This is a genomic window from Streptomyces sp. LBL, assembly GCF_029893585.1.
Taxonomy (GTDB): Bacteria; Actinomycetota; Actinomycetes; order Streptomycetales; family Streptomycetaceae; genus Streptomyces.
Genome location: NZ_JARXYX010000002.1, coordinates 186364 through 209341, shown reverse-complemented (window position 1 = coordinate 209341; position 22978 = coordinate 186364). Strand labels below are relative to the sequence as shown.

General features: G+C 70.4%; 22 protein-coding genes. 11 read left to right on the top strand and 11 right to left on the bottom strand.

The window, feature by feature from the left end:
* Positions 1-81: 81 nt before the first annotated feature.
* Entirely contained in the window at positions 82-1044 is a 963-nt protein-coding gene (locus tag M2271_RS03200) for an electron transfer flavoprotein subunit alpha/FixB family protein (RefSeq protein WP_280885522.1), read from the bottom strand.
* A 62-nt stretch (positions 1045-1106) separates the two neighbouring features.
* On the bottom strand, positions 1107-1868 hold the full coding sequence (locus tag M2271_RS03195) for an electron transfer flavoprotein subunit beta/FixA family protein (protein ID WP_280885701.1): 762 nt from the start codon (positions 1866-1868) through the stop codon (positions 1107-1109).
* 173 nt (positions 1869-2041) lie between these two features.
* On the opposite strand from M2271_RS03195, the gene M2271_RS03190 reads away from it, so the two are divergent.
* The 7 genes from M2271_RS03190 to M2271_RS03160 are packed head-to-tail and all read left to right on the top strand — an operon-like array spanning position 2042 to position 9025.
* The gene (locus M2271_RS03190) at positions 2042-3364 is read left to right on the top strand and encodes a phenylacetate--CoA ligase family protein (RefSeq protein ID WP_280885521.1); all 1323 of its coding nucleotides are present in this window, start codon (positions 2042-2044) and stop codon (positions 3362-3364) included.
* Entirely contained in the window at positions 3364-4095 is a 732-nt protein-coding gene (locus tag M2271_RS03185) for a hypothetical protein (RefSeq protein WP_280885520.1), read from the top strand. The genes M2271_RS03190 and M2271_RS03185 overlap by 1 nt, the downstream gene beginning before the upstream one ends.
* A gap of 2 nt (positions 4096-4097) precedes the next feature.
* A complete protein-coding gene (locus tag M2271_RS03180; protein WP_280885519.1) occupies positions 4098-5009 on the top strand; it encodes an SDR family oxidoreductase in 912 nt (303 codons plus the stop codon).
* Between the two features lies 1 nt (position 5010).
* Entirely contained in the window at positions 5011-5505 is a 495-nt protein-coding gene (locus tag M2271_RS03175; protein ID WP_280885518.1) for an OB-fold domain-containing protein, read from the top strand.
* Complete coding sequence (locus M2271_RS03170) at positions 5502-6650, top strand: thiolase family protein (RefSeq protein WP_280885517.1); 1149 nt, start codon at positions 5502-5504, stop codon at positions 6648-6650. The genes M2271_RS03175 and M2271_RS03170 overlap by 4 nt, the downstream gene beginning before the upstream one ends.
* Before the next feature lie 18 nt (positions 6651-6668).
* The gene (locus M2271_RS03165) at positions 6669-7913 is read left to right on the top strand and encodes an acyl-CoA dehydrogenase family protein (protein WP_280885516.1); all 1245 of its coding nucleotides are present in this window, start codon (positions 6669-6671) and stop codon (positions 7911-7913) included.
* Positions 7910-9025 (top strand): acyl-CoA dehydrogenase family protein, encoded by a 1116-nt coding sequence (locus M2271_RS03160; protein WP_280885515.1) that lies wholly within the window; start codon positions 7910-7912, stop codon positions 9023-9025. Before M2271_RS03165 ends, M2271_RS03160 begins: the two co-directional genes overlap by 4 nt.
* Before the next feature lie 49 nt (positions 9026-9074).
* On the opposite strand, the gene M2271_RS03155 is transcribed toward M2271_RS03160, so the two are convergent.
* The 3 genes from M2271_RS03155 to M2271_RS03145 are packed head-to-tail and all read right to left on the bottom strand — an operon-like array spanning position 9075 to position 12236.
* Complete coding sequence (locus M2271_RS03155; protein WP_280885514.1) at positions 9075-9896, bottom strand: carbohydrate ABC transporter permease; 822 nt, start codon at positions 9894-9896, stop codon at positions 9075-9077.
* The gene (locus M2271_RS03150) at positions 9893-10840 is read right to left on the bottom strand and encodes a sugar ABC transporter permease (protein ID WP_280885513.1); all 948 of its coding nucleotides are present in this window, start codon (positions 10838-10840) and stop codon (positions 9893-9895) included. Before M2271_RS03150 ends, M2271_RS03155 begins: the two co-directional genes overlap by 4 nt.
* Before the next feature lie 13 nt (positions 10841-10853).
* Entirely contained in the window at positions 10854-12236 is a 1383-nt protein-coding gene (locus tag M2271_RS03145; protein WP_280885512.1) for an extracellular solute-binding protein, read from the bottom strand.
* A 230-nt stretch (positions 12237-12466) separates the two neighbouring features.
* Between M2271_RS03145 and M2271_RS03140 the strand changes: the two genes are divergently transcribed.
* Positions 12467-13240, top strand: a complete 774-nt coding sequence (locus M2271_RS03140; protein WP_280885511.1) for a DeoR/GlpR family DNA-binding transcription regulator — start codon at positions 12467-12469, stop codon at positions 13238-13240.
* Between the two features lie 200 nt (positions 13241-13440).
* Complete coding sequence (locus M2271_RS03135) at positions 13441-14550, top strand: glycoside hydrolase family 76 protein (protein WP_280885510.1); 1110 nt, start codon at positions 13441-13443, stop codon at positions 14548-14550.
* Positions 14551-14614: 64 nt separating this feature from the next.
* On the opposite strand, the gene M2271_RS03130 is transcribed toward M2271_RS03135, so the two are convergent.
* The 6 genes from M2271_RS03130 to M2271_RS03105 all read right to left on the bottom strand — a co-directional run bounded on the left by M2271_RS03130 (position 14615) and on the right by M2271_RS03105 (position 20085).
* On the bottom strand, positions 14615-15772 hold the full coding sequence (locus M2271_RS03130; protein WP_280885509.1) for an acyl-CoA dehydrogenase family protein: 1158 nt from the start codon (positions 15770-15772) through the stop codon (positions 14615-14617).
* Positions 15773-15804: 32 nt separating this feature from the next.
* Positions 15805-16323 carry a DoxX family protein gene (locus tag M2271_RS03125; RefSeq protein ID WP_280885508.1) on the bottom strand — a complete coding sequence of 173 codons (519 nt, stop codon included), beginning with the start codon at positions 16321-16323 and terminating at the stop codon, positions 15805-15807.
* Positions 16320-17231, bottom strand: coding sequence for an SDR family NAD(P)-dependent oxidoreductase (locus M2271_RS03120; RefSeq protein WP_280885507.1), 912 nt, complete (start codon positions 17229-17231; stop codon positions 16320-16322). The genes M2271_RS03125 and M2271_RS03120 overlap by 4 nt, the downstream gene beginning before the upstream one ends.
* A 23-nt stretch (positions 17232-17254) precedes the next feature.
* Positions 17255-18409: a CoA transferase gene (locus M2271_RS03115; RefSeq protein WP_280885506.1), complete on the bottom strand. Its 1155-nt coding sequence runs from the start codon at positions 18407-18409 to the stop codon at positions 17255-17257.
* Positions 18410-18548: 139 nt separating this feature from the next.
* Positions 18549-19319, bottom strand: coding sequence for an enoyl-CoA hydratase/isomerase family protein (locus M2271_RS03110; RefSeq protein WP_280885505.1), 771 nt, complete (start codon positions 19317-19319; stop codon positions 18549-18551).
* 10 nt (positions 19320-19329) lie between these two features.
* Positions 19330-20085 (bottom strand): 3-oxoacyl-ACP reductase family protein, encoded by a 756-nt coding sequence (locus M2271_RS03105; protein ID WP_280885504.1) that lies wholly within the window; start codon positions 20083-20085, stop codon positions 19330-19332.
* Between the two features lie 85 nt (positions 20086-20170).
* Between M2271_RS03105 and M2271_RS03100 the strand changes: the two genes are divergently transcribed.
* Both M2271_RS03100 and M2271_RS03095 read left to right on the top strand, forming a co-directional pair.
* The gene (locus M2271_RS03100) at positions 20171-21313 is read left to right on the top strand and encodes an acyl-CoA dehydrogenase family protein (RefSeq protein WP_280885503.1); all 1143 of its coding nucleotides are present in this window, start codon (positions 20171-20173) and stop codon (positions 21311-21313) included.
* Between the two features lie 143 nt (positions 21314-21456).
* On the top strand, positions 21457-22947 hold the full coding sequence (locus M2271_RS03095) for an aldehyde dehydrogenase family protein (RefSeq protein WP_280885502.1): 1491 nt from the start codon (positions 21457-21459) through the stop codon (positions 22945-22947).
* The last annotated feature ends 31 nt before the right edge of the window (positions 22948-22978 follow it).

Below are 22978 nucleotides of genomic sequence, written 5' to 3'. Positions count from 1 at the left end.
CAATGGATGCAATCAGTTAGCGATTTTAGTTGTATGGGCGGCTGAATGGAAGGCCGAACGGAAGACCGGGAGGAGGGAAGATCAGCTCCGACGCCGCTCGATCTCGTCCACCAACTGCGGCAGTACCGCGAAGAGGTCACCGACCACGCCGTGGTCGGCCAGCTCGAAGATCGGTGCGTCGGCGTCCTTGTTGACGGCCACGATCGTCTTGGACGTCTGCATCCCCGCCCGGTGCTGGATCGCCCCGGAGATACCGGCGGCCAGGTAGAGCTGCGGGGAGACCTGGGTGCCGGTCTGGCCGACCTGGTGGCTGTGCGGGTACCAGCCCGCGTCCACGGCGGCACGGGATGCCCCGACGGCAGCGCCCAGCGCGTCGGCGACCCGCTCGATGAGGGCGAAGTTCTCCGCCCCGTTCACGCCGCGGCCGCCGGAGACCACGATGTCGGCCTCGGTCAGCTCGGGACGGTCGCCGCGCTCGCGAGGCGTGCGGGACAGGATCCGGACGGCGGCGGAGGCCGGGCCGAAGACGATGTCCTGCTTCTCGACGACGGGGGCGGCGGGAGCGGGCTCGGGTGCGACGGCGTTCGGCTTGACCGTGATCACCGGCACGCCCCGGGTGACATGCGCTTTGACCTGGTACGTCGCCGCGAACACCGCCTGCTCGGTGACCGGTCCGTCCGGTCCGGCGGTGACGTCGACGGCGTCGGTGATCAGTCCGGAGTCGAGCCGGAGCGCGACCCGTGCGGCGGTCTCCTTGCCGTCCGGCCCGGACGGCAGCAGGATCGCCGCCGGACCGGTGCGCTCGGCGATCTGCGTGAGGGCGTCGACGGCCGGGGTGACGAGGTGCTCGTCGATCTCCGAGGTGTCCACGACATAGACCTTCCGGGCGCCGTACCCGCCGAGAACCGCGGTCGCGGCGTCCACGCCCGGCCCCAGGAAGACGGCCGAGGGCTCGCCCAACCGGCGGGCCAGGGTGAGCAGTTCGAGGGTCGGCTTGCGTACGGCACCGTCGACGTGGTCGACGAGGACGAGGATCTCGGCCACGGTGATGCAACTCCTTCTGGACGGGAGGTGGGACGGGGATGGGACGGGGATGGGACGGCAGGTCAGATGAACTTCTTGGTGGTCAGGAACGCGGCCAGTCCGGCGCCGCCCGCTCCCTCGTCGGTGACGATCTCGCCCTTGGTGCGCGGCGGGCGCCGGGTCGCGGTGTCCACGGCCGACCGGGCGCCGGCCGGACCGACCTGCGCGGGCTCGATCCCGAGGTCGGCGAGATCGAGGGTCTCCATCGGCTTCTTCTTCGCGGCCATGATCCCCTTGAAGGAGGGGTAGCGGGCGTCACCGGAGCGGTCGGTCACCGAGACGACGGCCGGCAGGGTGCCCTGGATCCGCACCGTCGCGCCGTCACCCTCGCGGCGGCCGGTCACGGCTCCGTCCTCGACCGCCAGGTCTTCGAGGTGGGTGACGGCGGGGACGCCGAGCCGCTCGGCCAGCAGCGCCGGTACGACGCCCATGGTGCCGTCCGTCGAGGCCATCCCGCACAGCACGAGGTCGAAGCCGTGCCGCTCGATCGCCCTGGCCAGCACGAGCGACGTGCCGAACGCGTCGCTGCCCTCGATGTCGTCGTCGCTGACATGGACCGCCGAGTCGCCGCCCATGGCCAGCGCCTTGCGCAGGGCGTCGCGCGCGTCGTCGGGGCCGACGGTGAGGTAGCTGATCTCGGCCTCGACGCCCGACTCCGCGATCCGCAGGGCCTGCTCGACCGCGTACTCGTCGAGCTCGGACAGCAGTGAGTCGACCGACGCCCGGTCGGTGGTGCCGTCCTCGGTGAAGGTGCGGTCCGCCGTGGCGTCGGGCACGTGCTTCACGCAGACAACGATCTTCACGGCACCCTCCTGATGGATGACTGGTAGATGAATGAGTGCTAAGAGTTAACTATATGGATCGACCGAGCGCGAGGTCTGGCCTTGAATCCGTCCAATTGGTTGACTGATTGCCCTGATAGTTGGAAGATCTGGGCACTGAGCCGCGAGGAGGCGCCATGGTCGGTGACCGGGACACCGCTGACAGGTACTTCGAGCCCCAGGTGGAGACCATGCCCCGCGAGCAGCTGCGCGCGCGGCAGGAGGAACGGATCCTGGAGCTCGTCGGGCACGCCTACGGCAACTCTGCCTTCTACCGTGAGCTCTGGGACGAGCACGGGGTGCATCCGCGCGACATCCGGTCCCTGGAGGACTTCCGGGCCCGGGTGCCGTTCATCACCAAGGACATGGTGCGCGCCCACCGGGCCCGCACGGGCGACCCCTTCGGCGGTCTGCTCTGCGTCCCGGTCGACGAGCTGACCTCGGTTTCCTCCAGTTCGGGCACCACCGGCGACCCGGAGTTCTTCGCCGAGATCTGGCAGGACGCACCACCCCTGGTGACCGCGCAGGTGCGGGACCTGTGGGAGCTGGGCCTCAGGCCCGGGGACCGGGTGCTGAGCCCGCCCGGCACCTTCCGCAACCTCATGGACCCCGGCTACCAGGCCCTCGGCGCGGTGGTCATCGAGGTGGACACCTGGCTCGGGAAGATGCACGAGGTCGTCGAGGCCCTGCGCACCTACCGCCCCGCCTATCTGCAGATGATGTACCCGCAGATGGTCGAGCTGGAGCACCTGGCCGAGCAGACGGATCTGAAGGAGGCGTTCTCCTCCCTCAAGGGCGCCTCCTGCGCCGGCCAGCCCCTCAGCCGGAAGATGCGTGAGCGGATCCGCGACGACTGGGGCATCGACGTCTACGAGTACACCAGCGCCGCCGACACCGGCACCGCCTGGGAGTGCCGTGAGCACGACGGCTTCCACCTGTGGGAGGACACCGTCTTCGCCGAGTGCGTCGAGGTCGACGAGCACGGCTGGCAGGACGTCCCGGAGAGCGACCTCGGCGAACTCGTCGCCACCGACCTGGACAACCGGGCCGCGCCGCTGATCCGTTACCGCAGCGAGGACCTCGTCCGCCTCTCCCGCGACACCTGCGGCTGCGGCCGTACCCACGCCCGGATGTGGGTCGCCGGACGACGCGGCGACGAGACCCTGGTCCAGGGGCGTTCCGTGGTCCTGCGGGACATCTGGCAGGCGGTGGAGGACCAGCCGGAGACCGTCGCGGGGGTCTTCCAGATCGTCCGGGACCGGCGCGAGGTCGACGAACTGCGGCTGCGCGTCGGCTACGACCCCCATCTCACCGCGGACGTCGATGCCCTGGCCGGGCGCCTGAGCGAGGCCGTGCGCGAGCGGACCGGGGTCAAGCCGGTGCTCGACATGCGCACCGAGGAGGACCTGTTGAAGACCATGACCAGCGTCGCCAAGTTCCCCCGGGTGGTGAAGCGCTGATGGCCCGCGCCGACACCCTGGCCCGGGCCAGGGAACTCGACCGCCCCGAACTCGCCTACCTCGTACGCTTCCCCGCGGCCGACGGCATGCGGAAGACGGAACTGACCTGGGCGGAACTCGCCCGCGACACCGACTGGGTCACCGCACGGCTGCGGGAGCACGGCCTGGCCGCCGGGCAGCGGGCTCTGCTGACCGCGTCCGGTTTCGAGGGCTTCTGGGGTCGCGCGGTGATCGGCGCCCTGAGCGCGCTGAAGGTGACGTACGGCATCGCCGAGGCGATGGGCTGGGACCACCGCCGCACCGCGGTCTTCCATCGCGAACTGAACCCGCACGCGGTGATCGGCCTGTCGGCGCAGACCCTGGAGGGACTCGCCGGGACGGCGGACCTCGGTGAGATGTTCCGCTCCACGTCCGTGGTGCTGGCCAGGCCCGCAGCCGTACCGCTGCTGCGCGGGGTGGGTGTGTCCGCCGCCCTGATCTCGGCCGTGGGACCGGCCCTCGCACTGGAGTGCCCCGAGCGGGCCGGCGCGCACGTCAACGCCGCCGAGTGGCGGGTCGGCGAGCGGGACGGGCAACTGTTCCTGGCGGCGGGGGAGGCCCGCACCTCGCCGCTCCCCGAGACACCGCTCGGCATCGCGGGCCGCGCCATCACCGGCCGGTGCGGCTGCGGCAGCGAGGACCCGCGGGTTCTGTTCGCCGAAGCCGACCGGCCTCAGCCATCAAGGAGTTGAGCATGTCTGCAGGAGTGGCCGACGGCCGGGTCGTGGTCGTCACCGGCGCCGGCAACGGGATCGGCCGGGCGCATGCCCTGGCGTTCGCCGCGCAGGGCGCGAAGGTCGTCGTCAACGACCTGGGCGGCTCGCGGGACGGGGCGGGAGCCTCGGCCGGGCCTGCCCAGACCGTGGTCGACGAGATCGTCGCCGCCGGTGGCGAGGCGACGGCCAACACGGACGACATCGCCACTTGGGAGGGCGCCGGCCGGCTCGTCCGGCAGGCGGTGGACACCTATGGCGGCCTGGACGTGCTGGTCAACAACGCCGGCATCCTGCGGGACCGGATGATCGTGTCGATGACCGAGCAGGACTGGGACAGCGTGATCGCCGTCCACCTCAAGGGCAGTTTCGCCACCCTGCACCACGCGGCCGCGTACTGGCGCGAGCGCGCCAAGTCCGGTCACGACAACGACGCCCGGGTGATCAACACGACCTCCCCGTCCGGCATCTTCGGCAACCCCGGCCAGTCCAACTACGGCTCCGCCAAGGCCGGCATCGCCGGCCTCACGATCATCGCCGCGGCCGAACTCGCCCGCTACGGCGTGACCGTGAACGCCATCGCGCCGACCGCGCTCACCCGGCTCACCGAGGACATCGAGATGATGAAGCGGGCCGCCGAAGCCCAGGACCTCACCCCCGAGGCCATCTCGCCGCTCGTGGTGTGGCTGGGCTCGGCCGCCTCGCGCGAGGTCACCGGCCGGGTCTTCGGCGTCGTCGGCAACCAGATCACCGTACTGGAGGGCTGGGTCAACGGCCCCGGCGCGAGCGCCGAGTCCCGGTGGACACCCGAGGAGCTGTCCTCGGTCGTCCCGAACCTGGTGGCCAAGGCGGCTGTGAACGCCGACGCCCTCGGCAACCGGAACGGGGCGTGACATGACGACACCCCGACGGCCGGTCGCCGACGGCCTGTTCACCTGGCCGCCCACCACGGGCCCCCTTCGGCTGATCGGCTCCCAGTGCACGGAGTGCGGCCTGGTGAGCTTCCCGTCCGCCCCGGACTGCGTCCGGTGCGCGAGCACGGAATCGAAGGAACGGCTCCTGTCGGACCGCGGCACGCTGTGGACGTACACGACCCAGGACTTCCGCCCGCCGTCCCCGCCGTACGACGGCCCCGAGGCCTTCGAGCCGTACGCCGTCGGATACGTCGAACTCCCCGGTGAACTGCTGGTCGAGGCCCGCCTGACCGAACCCGACCCCGTGAAGCTGCGGATCGGGCAGGAGATGCGGCTGACCCTCGTGCCCTACACCGTGGAGGACGACGGCACCGAGGTCCTCACCTTCGCGTTCGCCCCGGTCGAGGAGTCCGTGCAGGTCGAGGAGTCCGCCCCGGTCGAAGAGCCTGTCCAGGTCGAGGAGGAGGCGTCATGACCGAGGCCGTCATCATCGGGGTGGGCCTCCACCCCTTCGGCCGGTTCCCCGGCAAGCCCGCGCTGGACATGGGCGCGGACGCGGTACGGCTGGCGCTCGCCGACGCGGGCGTGAACTGGCCGCAGATCCAGGGTGGTTACATCGGCAGCTACGAGGTCGCCAACCCGGACGCGATCGTCGGCCGGCTCGGCCTGACCGGCATACCCCTGCGCGGTGTGTTCAACGGCTGCGCCACGGCCGGTACGGCGGTGGCGCTGGCCGCCCGCGCCATCGAGACCGGCGAGCACGACCTGACCATCGCGATCGGCCTGGACAAGCACCCGCGTGGCGCGTTCGCCGCCGATCCGTCCGTGGCGGGCATCCCCTCCTGGTACGGGCAGACCGGGCTCTTCCTCACCACCCACTTCTTCGGCATGAAGATCAACCGCTATATGCACGACCACGGCATCTCCCACGAGACGCTCGCCCGCGTGGCGTCGAAGAACTTCCGCAACGCGGCCGGGAACGAGAAGGCCTGGCGCCGTACGCCCTTGTCGGCGGAGGAGGTTCTCGCCTCCCCTGTTCTCAACCACCCCCTCCGCCAGTTCATGTACTGCGGCCCGAACGAGGGCGCCGCGGCCGTCGTGATGTGCCGTGCCGACCAGGCCCACAAGTACACGTCCACCCCCGTACGCGTCCGGGCCACCGCCCTGCGCAGCCGCAGGCTCGGCGCCTTCGAGGTGCAGAGCCCGTCGTTCCCGCTCGGGGAACCCGTGGACAGCCCGAGCGTGGACGCCTCCCGGGCGGCGTACGAACACGCGGGCATCGGCCCCGAGGACGTCGACGTCGCCCAACTCCAGGACACCGACGCGGGGTCGGAGATCATCCACATGGCGGAGAACGGCCTCTGCAAGGACGGTGAGCAGGAGCGCCTCATCGCCGAGGGCGCCACCGAGATCGGCGGCCGGCTCCCGGTCAACACCGACGGCGGGCTGCTCGGCAACGGGGAACCGATCGGCGCGTCCGGACTGCGCCAGATCCACGAGATCGTGCTCCAACTGCGCGGTACGGCGGGCCCCCGACAGATGCCCGGCACGCCTCGCGTCGGCTACACCCACCTGTACGGCGCGCCCGGCGCGTCGGCGGTGACGATCCTGTCGACCTGACAGCACAGGGAACCCGTTATGGACCAGGACATGCAGGACTTCGCCGCCGAAGCGCGCCGCTTCCTCGACGCGCACGCGGCGAAGGCCCCCGACCGCACCGCCCTCACCTGGGGCGAGGGCGACGACTCGATGGCGTACTTCAGCAGCCTCCCGCCCGAGGAGGAGCGGGAGTTCGTGCGACGGGCCCGGGAGTGGCAGCGGATCCGCCACGAGCACGGCTTCGGCTGGATCACGGGGCCGCGGGAGTACGGCGGCCGGGGCCTGACCCCTGTCCACGACCTGCTCTACGACGCCGTCGAGTCGGAGTACGACGTCGCCGACACCGGTGTGCTCGGCGTGATCGGCCTGGGCATGATCGGGCCGACGATCCTGGCCCACGCCCAGCCCCACCTCAAGGAGCGCTGGCTGCCGGCGATGTACCGCGGGGACGCCATCGCCTGCCAGCTGTTCAGCGAACCCGGCGCGGGATCCGACCTGGCGAGCGTGGCCACCCGAGCCGTCCGCGACGGCGAGGACTGGGTGCTCAACGGGCAGAAGGTGTGGACGTCGGTCGCCCAGCACAGCCAGATCGGCCTCGCCCTGACCCGGACGAATCCCGACGCCCCCAAGCACCGCGGCATCACGGCCTTCCTGGTCCCCATGGACACCCCCGGCGTCGAGGTCCGGCCGCTGCGGCAGATGACCGGCGGCGCGGACTTCAACGAGGTCTTCCTCACCGACGTCCGCGTCCCCGACGACCACCGCCTGGGCGAGGTCGACGGCGGCTGGACGGTCGCCCTGACCACCCTGATGAACGAGCGCGCGACGGTCGGCAGCGAGGGCGCGGGCCCGGTGGCCGCGGCCCTGTCCCCGGACCACCTCTCGGCACTCATGCGGGCCACCTGGACCTGGGACGACCGTGCCCTGCGCGCCCGCCTCGGAGAGCTCCTGGTCGACGTCCTGGCCACCGAGCACCTCAACGCCCGTGCCCTGCGCAAGGTGCGCGGCGGCATCGCGCCGGGGCCCGAGATGTCCGTCTCGAAGCTGATGTACGGCCAGAACCTGACCCGCGCGGCGCACTTCGTGTCCGACGTGCTCGGCCCCCGGCTCATCGCCGACACCGGCCGGTGGGGCACGTACGCCTGGACCGAACTGCTCCTGGCCACCCCGGCGTTGCGCATCCTCGGTGGCACCGAGGAGATCATGAAGAACATCCTCGCGGAACGCGTCCTCGGCCTGCCCAAGGAACCGGTGACCCCCGCTGCCAAGGAGGTGCGGTCGTGACCGCCGACGAGCGCGAACTGCGGGAACTGCGGGCGTCCGTACGGGAGTTCCTGGACGCCAAGTCGCCCGAGGAGGCCGTACGCAAGCTCATGGAGAGCGAGCCGCGCTTCGACCCGGCGGTGTGGGCCCAGGCGGCCGACCAACTTCGGCTGCCGGGCCTGGCGGTCCCGGAGGAGTACGGCGGTGACGGCTTCGGGCTGGTCGAACTCGGCGTGGTCCTGGAGGAGATGGGCCGTGCGCTGTTCTGCGCGCCCTTCTTCGCCACCGTCGTCCTGGCGGCCCAGGCGCTGCTGGCTTCCGGAGACCAGGAGGCGTGCGCGCGCCACCTCCCCGGCATCGCGTCCGGGCGGACCACGGCCACCCTCGCCGTCGCCGAGGACAGCGGCTCCTGGGACCCCGCCATGGTCTCCGCGCGGGCCGTGCCGGACGGCGACGACGGCTGGATGGTGCGAGGCCGCAAGTGCTTCGTCGTCGACGGTACGACGGCGGATCTGATCCTCGTCGTCGCCCGTACCGTCGCCGGCCCCACGCTCTTCGCCGTGGACCGGGAAGCCACGGGACTCGCGGCGGATGCGATGGAGACGCTGGACGCCACCCGGGCCATCGCCCGCCTGACGTTCGACGCCGTGCCCGCGACGCTCGTCGGCGCGCAGGGGGCGGGCGGGCGCATCATGGCCAAGGTCCTGGACGTCGCCTCGGTGGGGCTGGCCGCCGAGCAGGCGGGAGGGGCCCGCCGGTGTCTGGAGACGAGCACGGAATACGCCCGGGTCCGTCATCAGTTCGGCCGGCCGATCGGCTCCTTCCAGGCGGTCAAGCACAAGTGCGCCGACATGCTCGTCCAGGTGGAACTGGCCGAGGCCTCCTCCCGTGAGGCGGCGCGGCTGGCCGACGAGGGCTCCCCGGAGTTCCCGGTCGCCGCGGCCGTGGCACACGCCTGCTGCTCACGGGCGTACCTGGTCGCCGCCATGGAGAACATCCAGGTCCACGGCGGTATCGGCTTCACCTGGGAGCATCCGGCCCACCTGTACTTCCGGCGGGCCAAGTCCTCGCAACTGCTCTTCGGCGGCCCGGCGGTGTACCACGAGCGGCTGTTGGACCGGCTCGGTATCTGACGTCTCCCGAGCGGTTCGGCCCGCGGTGGTCATGGATCTGCGGCTGCCATCACCCCTTCACCGCACCGGACAGCATTCCGGAGATGAAGTGCCGCTGCAGGAAGACGTACAGGACGACGACCGGCAGGGCGACGATGACGGAGGCCGCGGCCAGCAGGGAGTACTGCGTGGTGTGCGCGCTCTGGAAGAACGCGAGGCCCAGGGGTGCGGTGCGCTTTCCCTCGTCGGTGATCATGACGAGCGGAAGCAGAAACTCGTTCCAGGTCCACATGAACACGAGCATCGCCATGGTGAGCAGCGCGGGGCGGCTGAGGGGCACCAGGATCTGCCACAGCACCCGCCAGTCCGACGCCCCGTCGAGCCGCGCCGCCTCGATGACACCGGCCGGCACGGAGCGGAAGAAGTTGCGCATCCAGAAGACGCCGAAGGCCAGCGACTGGGCGGTCTGCGGGAGGATCAGCGACCAGTACGAGTCGGTGAGACCGACGTCGCGCAGGTTGAAGTAGAGAGGAATGACGAACGCCTCGGGCGGGACCATGAGCCCCACCAAGGTGACGTAGAACAGCAGCGAGCGGCCGGGGTAGTCGAACCGCGCGAAGGAGTACCCGGCGAGGATCGCCAGCACGCCCGTGATCAGGACGACGCTCACCGCGACCAGCAGGCTGGAGCGCAGGTACGTGGCGAAGTGGCCCTGCGCCCAGGCCGTGGAGAAGTTGCTCCAGTCCAGGTGGTGCGGCCAGGTGAAGGCCGGGGAGGACTGCGAGCGCGGCGTCAGCGACGAGGCCACCACCCCGACCAGCGGGACAAGGGCCAGCGCGGCGAAGACCGTGAGGACGGCGTAGTTCAGCGCGCGTTCGCGCCGGGAGATCATGATCCGTCCTCCTCGGGCTGGAGCTTGGTGATCAGGAAGGTGAGGAGCAGGATCACCCCGGTCAAAGCGACGGCGATCGCGCAGGCCGAGCCGACCTGGCCGGTGTTGAACGCCCGGTTGTAGACCTCGAAGGCCGGCAGGCTGGTGGCGTTGCCCGGGCCGCCGTGGGTGGCGATGTACACCAGGTCGAAGGTGCGCAGCGCCGCGATGACGGTGAGGGTGAGCGCCACCGTGATCTGTCCGCGCAGTCCCGGCAGCGTGACCGCGAAGAACTCCCGGACCGCCCCGGCACCGTCGACCTTGGCCGCCTCGTACAGCTCGCGGGGGATCTGGCCGATGCCGGCGATGAACAGCACCAGGCACAGGCCGATCTCCAGCCAGGTGCCGATGAGCCCGACGGCGGGCAGCGCCGTGCCGAAGTCGCCGAGCCAGGAGCGGGTGACGCTCTCCAGACCGACGGCGTTCAGCGCCTTGTTGAGCACGCCGGCGGGTGCGTAAACGGCCGTCCAGGCGGTGGCGGTGACGACCATGGCGACGACCTGGGGCAGGAAGATCACCGCCCGGAAGACGGACACCCCGCGTAGTCTGGCGGCGCGGGTGGTGACGGCCGCGAGGAGCAGGGCGAGAGCGATCGGGACGACCGCGAAGAAGAAGATGAGCACGAAGGAGTGGCCGAACGCGGCCCGCAGCTGCGGATCGTGGACGATCTCGCTGTAGTTGCCGAGTCCCGCCCAGGTGGAGGCGGACAGGCCGTCCCAGTGGTAGAGGGAGATCCGCACGAGCTGACCGAGTGGGACGAGCAGGAAGACCGCGAGGACGGTCAGGGCGGGGAGGGCGTAGAGGTAGCCCTTCCACTGGACGCGGTCACGGCGCCCGGCCGTGCGTCTGCGGGAGGCGTCGGCCGGGCGCTTGCGCGCGGTCGGGCGGGGTGCGGTGACAGCCATCGGTCGCGTGGCCTTATGTGCTCTGCTGGAAGGAGGAGTAGTCGCTCTGCAGCGTCTCGCCGAACTTCTGCGGCGTCAGCTGTCCCGCCGTCAACTCCTGTATCGCGGCGGTGAGCGTGTCGTAGAAGGTCGGGGTGGTGTAGTCGAGGTACGGCAGCAGGCCGTCCTTCTCACTGACGGCTTTCCACTCGGCGAGGACGTCGGCCTGGACACTGCCGGCGGCAGGCCGGTAGCCGGCGGGCGGGAGGGCGGGGAGGTTTCCGTTGTCGGCCGAGACCTGCATGCCGTGCTGGTCGACGAGGAAGTTGAGGTAGGCGGCGGCCACGTCAGGGTGCCTGGACTTGGAGGTGACGGCCCAGGCGAGGCCCTCGCCGCCCTGGGTGAGTGGGGACCCTCCGGCGCTCGGACTGAGCGCGGTGAATCCGACGTTCTTGCCCATCTTGGGGGCGAGTGTGGCGGCCTGCCAGGTGCCGTCCACCAGGAACAGGGACTTGCCCTGGGCGAAGGCTGCTGCCGCCTGGTCGCCGCTCTGACCGTTGAAGCCGGAGCTCAGGTAGCCCTTGGTGGCCCAGTCGCGCAGTGTCTGGCCGGCCTTGACGGTCCCTGAGTCGGTCCACTTCGCGCCGCCCTCGTTGAAGACGAGCCCCCGGACCTCGTTCTTGCCCGCGGTGGCGGCCTGCACGACGCCGAAGAGGTGAATGCCGGGGCTCTTGTCGGAGTCGCCGTAGGAGATGGGCAGCAGGCCGGAGGCCTTGGCCTTGGCGAGCGCGGTCTCGAACTGGGCGAGGGTGGTGGGCACGGCGAGACCGAGGGACTTCAGCTTGGTCCTGTTGTAGTAGACACCGACGATCTCGCCGGTCTGGGAGACGCCGTAGAGGCTGCCGGTCTTCCAGGTCTTTCCGTCGGTGGAGAACTTGTTGAGGTCGAGCAGCTGGGACGGGAAGGCGGTGTTCCAGCCGTAGGCCTTGGCGTAGCGGTCGACGGGCTGGAGGAGCTGGGCCTTCACGAAGGCGCCCATGTCGGGATAGCCCTGGTTGGCCTGGACGACGTCCGGGGGGCTGTCCGAGGACAGCGCGAGTTTCAGCGTCGTCTTGAGGTCGGAGAAGGAGCGGGAGACGCGCTTGACGGTGACGTTCGGGTACTTCTTCATGAACGCCTTGTTGAGCGCCACGGTGGAGGCGTCGGTGCCCGTGTCGGTGTTCTGGTCCCACTCGGTGAGGGTGACCTTGCCTGCCGTGGCGGGGTCGGTGGAGACCGGGCTCGCGCTGTTCTTCGCGGCGTTCTTGGAAGAACTGTTCGGCCCGGGCGCGCATGCCGCCGCTGTGGCAAGGCAGGCGACGGCGAGCACGGCTGTGGCGAGCCGGCGGGGCCACGCAGGGCGCGTTCTGTCGCTCATGGGCTGTTCTCCTGGTGCTGATCGGCCGGCCGGGGACGGGCGGCCCGGGGAGGGGGGCCTTGCTCGTCCCGGACCACATCGAGCACGGAGGTGATCTCCGTTCCGCCGCATCCTTCATGGCGTGCTCAACTGTGAGCACTCTTGCAGCCGGATGACAAGGTTCGGTCAGTAAAATGAGTGTTTTCGTTCGAAGATGACTGAAGTTGCGCATGGAGTGCTATTTTCGTTGCGTGACATCGAGCAAGCGGCACGCGAAGATCAAAGAGGCGCTCCGGGCGACAGGGGTTGCCTCGGTACGTGAACTGGCCGAACGGCTGCAGGTCAGTCAGTCGACGATCCGCAGGGATCTGACGTTGTTGGACCGCGACGGCGAGCTCCTGCGCACCTACGGCGGCGCCGCCCTGCCGCCGCGCGGGGCGGCGGAGGGCGCGGCCGACGAGGAGCCGTTCGACGTCTCCGCCTCGCACGACCGGGCGACGAAGGAGGCGATGGCGGAGCAGGCCGCCGCACTCGTCACCGACGAAAGCGTGGTCGTGCTGGACATCGGCACGACCACTCCCTTGATCGCACGGCAGCTGCGGGGCCGCCCGGTCACCGTCATCACCAGCAACGTGGCCGTGCTCGACGAGCTGCGCGACGACGACACGGTGCGGCTGGTGATGCTCGGCGGCGTCCTGCGCCGCAACTACCAGTCCCTGGTGGGCTCGCTCACGGAGCGGGCACTGCGCCAGGTCAGCGCCGACATGCTGTTCCTGAGCTGCACGGGCGTACGCGCCAACGGCCACGTGGTGGACGACATGGCCGTGGAGGAACCCATCAAGCACGCGATGATCGAGGCTGCCGACCAGGTGGTCCTGGTCGCCTCGGAGGCCAAGTTCCCGGGCACCGGATCCCTGCGTCTGTGCTCGCTGTCCGACATCGACGTCCTGGTCACCACGGGCGGCGCCGACCCCCGGACGCTCCAACTGTGCCGTGAGGCGGGCGGAAAGGTGTTAACCGTCTGAACTGGGCTGACACGCCGTCACTACGCCCGCCCAGAGCCCCCAGGTCTCGCCACCTGATCACGCACCGGCACCCACGTACCGGTACCCACGCATCGGTACCCACGCATCGGCACCCACGCATCGGCACCCACGCATCGGCACCCCGGCGTCACCTCTCGCAAGGAGTATGCGAAATGCCCGAACGGATCCGAAGATTCTGCATGACCACAGGCAGCACCGCCTGCGCCGCGATCCTCTGCCTGCTGGGGGCCGCGGTACCCGCCCAGGCCGTGGCCGGCGCCACCCCCGGTGGCGCGGCAACCAGCCGTGCCCAGGCAACGGCGGCCGTGGGCGCGATGATGGGCTTCTACGACCGGAACACCGGGCGCTGGGACCCGGACTCTCCGTGGTGGCAGTCGGGAAACGCCCTCCAGGCGCTGCTCGACTACATGTCGAAGACCGGCTCGCGTACGTACCTGCCGGAGGTCAAGAACACCATCGCGCTCCAGCGCCGACCCCTGGACTGGTGGCCCCAGGGCGGTGGCGAATTCCGGGCGGACTCCACCGACGACACCGGCTGGTGGGCACTCGCCATGGTGCGTATGTACGACCTCACCCGCGACAAGCAGTACCTGGACATCGCGCGGACCGACGAGGCCTACATGCGCCAGTACTGGGACGACACCTGCGGCGGCGGCATCTGGTGGGACCTGCCCGGAAAGACGTACAAGAACGCGATCAGCACCGAGCTGTACTTCAAGCTCGTCGCATCCCTGCACAACCGGATTCCGCAGGACACCGTGTATCTGGACCGCGCCCGCCAGTCGTGGAAGTGGTTCAGCAACAGCTCAATGATCAACGACGACCACCTCGTCAACGATGGTCTGAACACCCAGAGCGGTGGCTGTGCCAACAACGGCGGTACCACCTGGACGTACAACCAGGGCGTGGTCCTGGGCGGCCTCGCCGAACTGTACCGGGGCACCCACGATCGTCAGCTGCTCACCGAGGGCCGGAAGATCACTGACGCGGTGATCGCCAGTCCGGCGCTGTCCCCGAACGGGATCCTGACGGAGCCCTGCGAGCCGGCCGGTGACTGCAACGCCGACCAGGCCGCGTTCAAGGGCATCTTCGCGCGCAACCTCGCCGAGCTGGACGCCCTGCTTCCCGGACGCCCCTACCGGGCCTACCTCGCCGCGCAGGCCCACTCGGCCTACGCGCACGACCGCAACAGCAACGATCAGTACGGGCTGAGCTGGGCAGGGCCCTTCGACAGCGCCGCCATCGGCCGTCAGGAGTCCGCGGTGTCGCTGCTCACCGCGGTCCTGTGACCACGACCTGTGGTCTTGGCACGTCCTGCGTTCGGCACCGTCCGTGCGCAGGACGTGCCGTCCGTCAGGCCCGTGCCGCCTCGCCCAGCAGCGCCTTCGCGATGATGACCTGCTGGACCTGACTGGTGCCCTCGTAGATACGGAACAGCCGGGCGTCACGGTAGAAGCGCTCGACAGCGACCCCGCGCATATAGCCCGCACCTCCATGGACCTGTACCGCCCGGTCCGCGACCCGCCACACCATCTCGCTCGCGAAGTACTTCGTGCAGGACGGACCGATCTTCGTGTCCTCGCCCGAGTCGAAGCGCCGGGCGGCCTCCAGGACCGTGGCGCGACCCGCGTAGTAGTCGGTCATCGAGTCGGCGATCAGGCCCTGGACGAGCTGGAAGGAGCCGATGAGCTTTCCGGACTGCTTGCGGGTGCTCGCGTACGCCACGGACTCGTCGACCAGTCGCTCGGCCATGCCGACCATCAGAGCCGAGATGTGCACCCGCCCGTGCGCGATGCAGCCCATCGCGGTGGAGAAGCCGCGGTTCAGGCCGTCTCCGCCGCCGACGAGAGCCTCGGCCGGCACGCGCACGTCGTCGAAGTACACGTCCGCCGTCCAGGCGCCGAACTGGCCCATCTTGTGGTCCCGGGGAGCCACCGTGAGGCCCGGGGTGCCGGCCGGGACCAGGAAGGTCGAGATGCCCCGGGTGCGCGGGGCGGCGGGGTCGGTGCGGGCGAAGACCATGAAGACGTCGGCCAGGGGGGCGTTGGTGATGTAGCGCTTGGCGCCGTTGATCACCCAATCCTCGCCATCGAGGTGGGCCCGTGTGGTCAGCGTCGACGGGTCCGAACCGGCTTCGGGTTCGGTCAGCGCGAACGACGCCAGTACGTCACCCGAGGCGATCCTCGGCAGCCACTGAGCCTTCTGCTCCTGGGTACCGCCGACCATCAGGACGTGCCCGGCGATGCCGTTGTTCGTACCGAACATGGAACGCAGGGACGGAGTCGTGTACCCGAGCTCGAACATCAGCTGGGCTTCCTCGTACATCGACAGTCCCAGCCCGCCGTACTCCTCGGGCAGTGCGAAGCCGAACAGCCCCATCTTCTTCGCCGCCTCGCGGATGTCCGCGGGCATCTCGTCCTTCTCGTCGATCTCTTGTTCCTCTGGCACGACGCGCTCGCGGACGAAGCGCCGGACCTCTGACAGCACCGCGCTGAAGTCAGCCGCGTCCATGTCGACTCCTTGATAGACAGTCCTGATTGCACTCAGTGATCTGATGGGGTCCCGTCCGGCTTCTGCTCCGGCCGGTAGCACACCGCCAGCAGCGCTGCCGCGCTCGCCGTGCCGATGCCGGCGGCCAGCAACGCGGGCCCCACTCCCGCGCGTCGGCGTCGCAGCAGCCCGTCGAGCGAGTACCGGCCGTTGCCCAGCGCGGCCAGCGCGACGGCCGCGCCGCCCACGACACCGACGTACTCCCAGCCGCCCTTGAAGACGAAGAAGCCCTTGCCGCGGTGGTCGGTCCGGGCGGCCACGGTCATGAGGCCGACGGCCGCCGCCGCGGGGAAGGGATTGGCGGCACCCAGGGTGATGCCCACGCCCGCCGCCATCTCGGTCCCGGCGGCCATCCGGGCGTGCAGGTCGGCGGGCTTGAGGCCGAGCGCCTGGAACCAACCCGTCGTCCCTTCCAGTCCGCCCGGACCGGCGACCTTGTTCCAGCCGTGCGCGAAGAGCATCGGGCCGAGGGTCGCGCGCAGGACGAGGGCGGCCGTGTCGTGGCCCTTCACTGGCCGGCTCCCGTCGCCCGGCCGGCGGGGGCGACGCCGTACAACTGCGGTACGGCGTCGACGAGTTCGTCGTAGGTGAGGGCCTGGCCGGACTGGCTGTGGTGCACGCCGCTGACGGTCCAGCCCTGGAGCCGGTTCAGCCGGTTGCCCTCGATGCGCAGGACCTGGCCGGTGAGCCAGGCCGCGCTGTCGGAGGCCAGGTAGACGACGACACCGGAGGCGTTGGCGGGATCGCGCGGGTCGAAGCCCTCGACGGCCCGGAGGGACTCGCCGACGGCCAGCCCGTCCGTCATCCGGGTCGCCGCGATCGGGGAGATGGCGTTCGCGGTGACGCCGTACCGGCGCATCTCCAGGGCGGTGAGGACGGTGAGCCCGGCGATCCCGGCCTTCGCGGCACCGTAGTTGGACTGTCCCTGGTTGCCGAACAGGCCGGTCCCGGACGTCGTGTTGATCACGCGGCCGGCGACCCGCTCGCCCCGCTTCGACGCCTCGCGCCAGTACGCGCACGCGTGCCGGGTCAGCGCGAAGGTGCCCTTGAGATGGACCGCGATCACGGCGTCGAACTCGGCCTCGCTCATCGAGAAGAGCATGCGGTCGCGCACGATCCCCGCGTTGTTCACGACGATGTCGAGGCGGCCGAACTCCGCGACGGTGTCCGCGACCATGGTCTCGGTCGCCGCCCAGTCGGTCACCGAGGCGTGGTCGGCGACCGCCCGCCCGCCGAGCTTGGTGATCTCGGCGACCACTTCGTCGGCGGGGGAGTCGCCGGTCTGCTCGCCGTGTATGCCCGAGCCGAGGTCGTTCACGACCACGGTCGCGCCGGCCTCGGCGAGCGCCAGGCAGTGTGCCCGGCCCAGCCCTCTCCCGCCGCCGGTGACGATGGCGACCTTGTCGTCGAGGATGCCCACGCCGTACCTCCAGATGTGTGAGTTCAGTTGAGTTCGCGGAGCACTTCGTCGGTGTGCTCGCCGAGGGTCGGCGCGCCGCCGCGCGGCTTCTCGTCCACGCCCCAGAAGGCGACGGGCGTGGCCACCGTCCGCAGCGGCGGCGCGTCCCCCATGCCCGGCTGTTCGACGAACGCCCCCACCGCCTCCGCCTGCGGATCGGCCGACACCTCCGCCAGGGTCTGCACGGGCGCCCACCACACGCCTTCGGTGTCGAAGCGCTCGGCCCATGCGTGCAACGGCCGCTGCGCGAACTCCTCGTCGAACACGGCGATCAGTTCGCGTACGTGGCCGCGCCGGGCCCTGCCGGTCGCGAACCGCTCGTCCGTCGCCAGGTCTTCGCGACCGAGTGCCTTGACGACACCGGGCCAGTGCCGGTTGCCCTCCAGGCCGACCAGCCAGAACCAGCGGTCGTCGGCGGCCCGGTAGCTGTTGTAGAGGGGGGACTCGTGCTCCGTGCGGTGGCGGGTACGGCCCCGCTTGCCGAAGAAGTTCTGCAGGGCGAGGTCGTTGCCGTTGGCGTACGTACCGGAACGGAGCAGGGACACGTCGACCACGCCGCCCTCGCCGGTGCGTTCGCGTCGCAGCAGCGCGGCCAGCACCCCGGCGACCAGGTTGGACGCGGCCGTACGGTCGCCGAGGCCGGGCCGGATGCCGGGCGGCGGTTCTCCGGCCGGGTTGAGCATGGCGGCGATGCCGGGCCGGGCCCAGAACGCGGAGACGTCGTAGCCGGCCCGGTCACGCTCGGCGCCCGACCAGCCGTAGCCGGTCAACGTGCCGACGACCAGGCGGGGATGGCGCGCGCGCAGCTCGTCCGGGGACAGCCCCAGCCGCTCCAGCGCGCCCGGGCGGAGGTTGGTGACGAACACGTCGGCCCGCTCCAGCAACCGCTCCAGTACGTCCTTGCCGTCCTCCGAGCGCAGGTCGAGGACGATCCCGCGCTTGCCGCGGTTGTCCGTCTCGAACGGCGGCGCGCTGTCGATCTCCTGCCCGACGTGCTGGAGCGTGTACCGGTTGGGGTCGCCGGTCGGCGCCTCCACCTTCACCACGTCCGCGCCCCAGTCGGCGAGCATGGTGGCCGCGGCCGGTGCCGCCACCCACATGCCCAGCTCGACGACGGCTATGCCCTCCAGTGGCCGCACGGCCCACCTCCAGATCTGTTGCGGCGCCTGTACGCCTGACTTCTGGCGCCTGACTTCTGACGCCTGATGCCTGACGCCCGTCCGTCTGACGTCTGCACGCGCCGCTGTTCACGCCTGCCACGTGCCTGCCACCCGACTGCTACACGCCGCGGAACTCGCCCGGTCGGCGTTCCCGGAAGGCCTTGAGGCCTTCGGCCCGGTCCTCGGTGGAGAACAGCACCGCAACGGTTTCGCGCTCGTACGCGATCGCCGCCTCCAGATCCATGCCGAGGCCGTAGTCGATCAGCCGCTTGCCGGCCGCGAGGGCCAGCGGGGCGCCGGCGGCCAGTCGCCCCGCCAGAGCCTCCGCGGTCCTGAGCGCGCCGCCGGGCTCGGCCAGTTCGTTGACGAGTCCCAGCGCATGGGCCCGCTCCGCGTCGATCGGCTCGCCGGTGAGGATCATCTGCTTCGCGATCGCCGGTGGCGCCAGACGCGGCAGTCGCTGGGTGCCGCCCGCGCCCGGTACGACGCCGAGCTTCATCTCCGGCAGGCCGAGCCGGGCCCCCCGCTCCGCCACCCGGAGGTCGCAGGCGAGCGCCAGTTCCAGACCGCCCCCGAAGGCGAACCCGTGGACGGCCGCGACCGAGGGCTTGGGGAATTCCTCCAGGAGCGCGAACGTCTCGGTCAGCCGGCCCACGAAGGCACGGAACTGTCCGGGTGCCGTGAACGACTCGATCTCACCGAGGTCGGCACCGGCCGAGAAGGCCCGTCCCGCTCCGGCCACGACCAGGGCACGTACCTCGTCGTTGTCGCGCAGGTCGTTCAGCGCACGGGCGAGCAGGTCCGCGGTCTCGGAGCCGACGGCGTTGAGCTGCCCCGGCCGGTCGAGGGTCAACACGGCGATCCGGTCCCGGAGTTCGACACGCACCACGCGGCTCACCTCAGACCATCGTGAGGCCGCCGCTGACCGAGAGCGTCTGCCCGGTCATGTAGGCGGCGTCGTCGGACGCGAGGAAGGCCACCACACCGGCGATCTCGCCCGGCTGGGCGACGCGGCGCAGCGGGATGGCCCGCACGGTCGCGTCGTACATCTTCTGGCTGTACTCGGCGACCTGCCCGAGCAGCGCGGTGTCGGTAGGCCCCGGGCAGACACTGTTCACGGTGATGCCGTACCGGGCGACCTCGCGGGCCAGCGCCTTGCCGAAGGCGATGACCCCGCCCTTCGTCGCGGCGTACACCACCTCGCCGGACGAGCCGACCCGGCCGGCGTCCGAGGCGATGTGGATGATCCGGCCGCCGCCGCGCCCGGTCATCGAGTCGAGCACGACCCGGGTCACCGTGATCGTCCCGCGCAGATTGACGGCGATGATCCGGTCCCAGCTCTCCTCGGTGCTGTCGACGAAGCGGCCGATCACATCGACGGCCGCGTTGTTGACCAGCACGTCCACCGGGCCGAGCTCGGCGCTCACGCGCTCCACGGCGGCATGTACGGCCGCGCTGTCGGAGATGTCCGCACCGACTCCCGTGGCGCGCACCCCGTACCGCTCGGCAAGCCCGGCCGCGACCTTGCCGGCGGCCTCCGGGTCCAGGTCGCAGACGGCGACCGAGGCTCCCCGAGCGGCCAGCGCGTCGGCGATCGCCTCGCCGATGCCGCGTCCCGCTCCGGTGACGAGTGCCACCTTGTCCCGTACGCTCACGCGCCCTCCCTCGCCCAGGTCCCTATACAGCGCTATCGTATAACTACTTCAGCTAAATAAGCGAGATATAGGAGTGGAGTCGAGTATGCGCCGTACGATCTTCACCGCGGAGCATGAGCTGTTCCGCGAGACCGCCCGCACCTTCTACCTGCGCGAATGCGCCCCGTACGCCGAGCAGTGGGAGCGCGACGGTCAGGTGGGCCGGGCCGCGTGGGCGGCGGCGGGCAAGGCCGGGCTCATCGGCTGGCAGTTCCCGGAGGAGTACGGCGGTCAGGGGATCCGGGACTTCCGCTACAACGCCATCATGGCGGAGGAGATGGCGGCCACCAGCTCGGTCGGTATCGGGCTCGGGCTGCAGAACGACGTCATCCCGCCCTATCTGGCGCACCTCACCTCCGTCGAGCAGAAGGAGCGCTGGCTGCCCGGGGTGATCAGTGGCGAGACGATCTGCGCGCTCGCGCTCTCGGAGCCGTCCGCCGGTTCCGACCTCAAGGGCATCCGCACCACCGCCCGCCGGGACGGCGAGGAGTGGGTGATCGACGGGTCCAAGACCTTCATCACCAACGGCATCCTGGCCGACCTGGTCATCGTCGCCTGCAAGACCGACCCGGGGGCCGGTCACAAGGGCATCAGCCTGATCGTCGTCGAGCGTGGCGCCGAGGGCTTCGAGCGCGGACGCAAGCTCGACAAGGTCGGGATGAAGGCCCAGGACACCGCCGAACTCTTCTTCCACGAGGTCCGCGTCCCGGCCGGGAACTTGATCGGACAGGAGGGGCGCGGTTTCTACCACATGATGGGCAACCTCCCTACGGAGCGGCTCGCCATCGCCGTCTCCTCGCTGGCGGCCGCCGAGCGGGCCTACGCGCTGGCGCTGGAGTACGCCAGGACCCGTACCGCCTTCGGGCAGCCGATCGGGGAGTTCCAGGCCAACAGGTTCGCGCTCGCCGACATCAAGGCCAAGCTGAGCGCCGCCCGCGTGTACGTGGACGGCTGCATCATGGCCCTGGTCCGGGACGAGCTGACGCCCGAGGAGGCGGCAGCCGCCAAGTACTGGACCTCGGAGACCGGCTGGGAGGTCATCGACCGCTGTATGCAGCTCTTCGGCGGCTACGGCTACGTCAACGAGTACGAGATCGCGCGCATCTGGCGGGACAGTCGGGTGCAGCGGGTCTTCGGCGGGACCTCGGAGATCATGCTGGAGATCATCGGGCGGTCGCTGGGGCTGTGAGCCGGTTGTCCTGGCGTGTCCAGGCGTGTCCCGGCATGTCCCGGCGTGTCCGGGCGCGTTCCGCTCATTGACTACCTTGGATAAATAGGTTAGCTATTTAACCCGGATGTGCGGCGGTGCCGCACGGGCTCGAGGAGGCATCCGTGGTCACGGTGGATGTAAAGCGGCACCAGGACAGGGCCGAGCACGATCTGCCGCAGCCACGGCTGGTCATCGGAGGCAAGGACCTCACCGACACCAGCGGCGGCCGCTACGAGCACCGGAACCCGGCGACCGGCCTGGTCCAGGCGCACATCCCGCTCGCGGGTGCGAGAGAGGTGGACCAGGCCGTGGCGGCCGCACGCCAGGCCTTCGAGGTGTGGGGCACCATGCGCCCCGCCGAGCGCCGCCGGCTGCTCACCCGCTTCGCCGGGCTGCTGCGCGACCACATCCCCGACTTCGCGGCGATCTGTCCGCTGGAGAACGGCGTCTGCGTCGGCGGCTGGGCTGAGAACGTCGGACCGCACGTCGCCGAGTGGACCGAGTACTACGCCGGCTGGGCCGACAAGATCGAGGGCGTGGTCGGCGCGGCCTACAGCCCGCACGAGAACCTTGAATACACCATCGCCGAGCCGTACGGCGTCATCGGCCACATCATCACCTGGAACTCGCCCGCGCTGTCCTTGGCGATGAAGGTCCCGCCGTCGCTCGCCGCGGGCAACACCGTGGTCATCAAACCGGCCGAGTCCACCCCGTTCTCGGCGCTGCTCTTCGCCGACCTGGCCCGCGAGGCGGGCATCCCCGAGGGCGTCGTCAACGTCGTCACCGGGCTGGGCGACGCGGGCTCGGCCCTGGTGACACACCCCGGCGTCGACAAGATCTCCTTCACCGGCGGTCCCGCCACCGCGCGCCGCATCATGGCCGACGCGGCCCTGAGCCTCAAGCCGGTCGTGTTCGAGCTCGGCGGCAAGTCCGCCAACCTGCTCTTCGCCGACACCGACCTGGACACCGTCGTCCCGTACTGCGCGGCCTTTGCGATGAGCAACAGCGGCCAGGGCTGCGCACTGCCCACCCGGCTGCTGGTGGAGCGTTCCGTCTACGACGAGGTCGTCGCACGGGTCACCGGTGTGGTCGCCCACCTGCCCGTCGGCGACCCGCTCGACCCGGCGACGTACATCGGACCGCTCATCGACGCGGCCGCCCGTGACCGCGTCCAGGGCATGATCGACAAGGCGATCGGGGGCGGTGCGGGCCGGCTGGTGTTCGGCGGGGAACACATCGACTCCGACGGCTACTTCGTCTCCCCGACCGTCTTCGCGGACGTCGACAACCGCAGCGACCTCGCCCAGCAGGAGATCTTCGGCCCGGTCCTGGCCATCACCCCGTTCGACACCGAGGACGAGGCCGTCGCCCTGGCCAACGACACCGAGTACGGCCTGTCCGCCTACATCCAGTCCGTTGACATCGCGCGTGTCAACCGTCTGGTGCCACGCCTGAAGGCCGGGACGGTCTACGTCAACCCCGGTCCCAATCCGATCACTTCGCCCGCCACGCCCTTCGGAGGCGTCGGCCTGAGCGGGTTCGGGCGGGAGGGCGGCAAGGCCGGTCTGGACGAGTTCATCAACGTCAAGGGCGTGGGCATCAGCCGCGTCTGACGGCACTCCACCTCACGAAGCCTCTGGAGCC

Excerpts from the sequence above, each read along its gene's own strand:
- M2271_RS03190 (WP_280885521.1), top strand. The coding sequence starts at position 2,042 with ATGGTCGGTGACCGGGACACCGCTGACAGGTACTTCGAGCCCCAGGTG.
- M2271_RS03185 (WP_280885520.1), top strand. The coding sequence starts at position 3,364 with ATGGCCCGCGCCGACACCCTGGCCCGGGCCAGGGAACTCGACCGCCCC.
- M2271_RS03180 (WP_280885519.1), top strand. The coding sequence starts at position 4,098 with ATGTCTGCAGGAGTGGCCGACGGCCGGGTCGTGGTCGTCACCGGCGCC.
- M2271_RS03175 (WP_280885518.1), top strand. The coding sequence starts at position 5,011 with ATGACGACACCCCGACGGCCGGTCGCCGACGGCCTGTTCACCTGGCCG.
- M2271_RS03170 (WP_280885517.1), top strand. The coding sequence starts at position 5,502 with ATGACCGAGGCCGTCATCATCGGGGTGGGCCTCCACCCCTTCGGCCGG.
- M2271_RS03165 (WP_280885516.1), top strand. The coding sequence starts at position 6,669 with ATGGACCAGGACATGCAGGACTTCGCCGCCGAAGCGCGCCGCTTCCTC.
- M2271_RS03155 (WP_280885514.1), bottom strand. The coding sequence starts at position 9,896 with ATGATCTCCCGGCGCGAACGCGCGCTGAACTACGCCGTCCTCACGGTC.
- M2271_RS03150 (WP_280885513.1), bottom strand. The coding sequence starts at position 10,840 with ATGGCTGTCACCGCACCCCGCCCGACCGCGCGCAAGCGCCCGGCCGAC.
- M2271_RS03145 (WP_280885512.1), bottom strand. The coding sequence starts at position 12,236 with ATGAGCGACAGAACGCGCCCTGCGTGGCCCCGCCGGCTCGCCACAGCC.
- M2271_RS03135 (WP_280885510.1), top strand. The coding sequence starts at position 13,441 with ATGACCACAGGCAGCACCGCCTGCGCCGCGATCCTCTGCCTGCTGGGG.
- M2271_RS03130 (WP_280885509.1), bottom strand. The coding sequence starts at position 15,772 with ATGGACGCGGCTGACTTCAGCGCGGTGCTGTCAGAGGTCCGGCGCTTC.
- M2271_RS03100 (WP_280885503.1), top strand. The coding sequence starts at position 20,171 with ATGCGCCGTACGATCTTCACCGCGGAGCATGAGCTGTTCCGCGAGACC.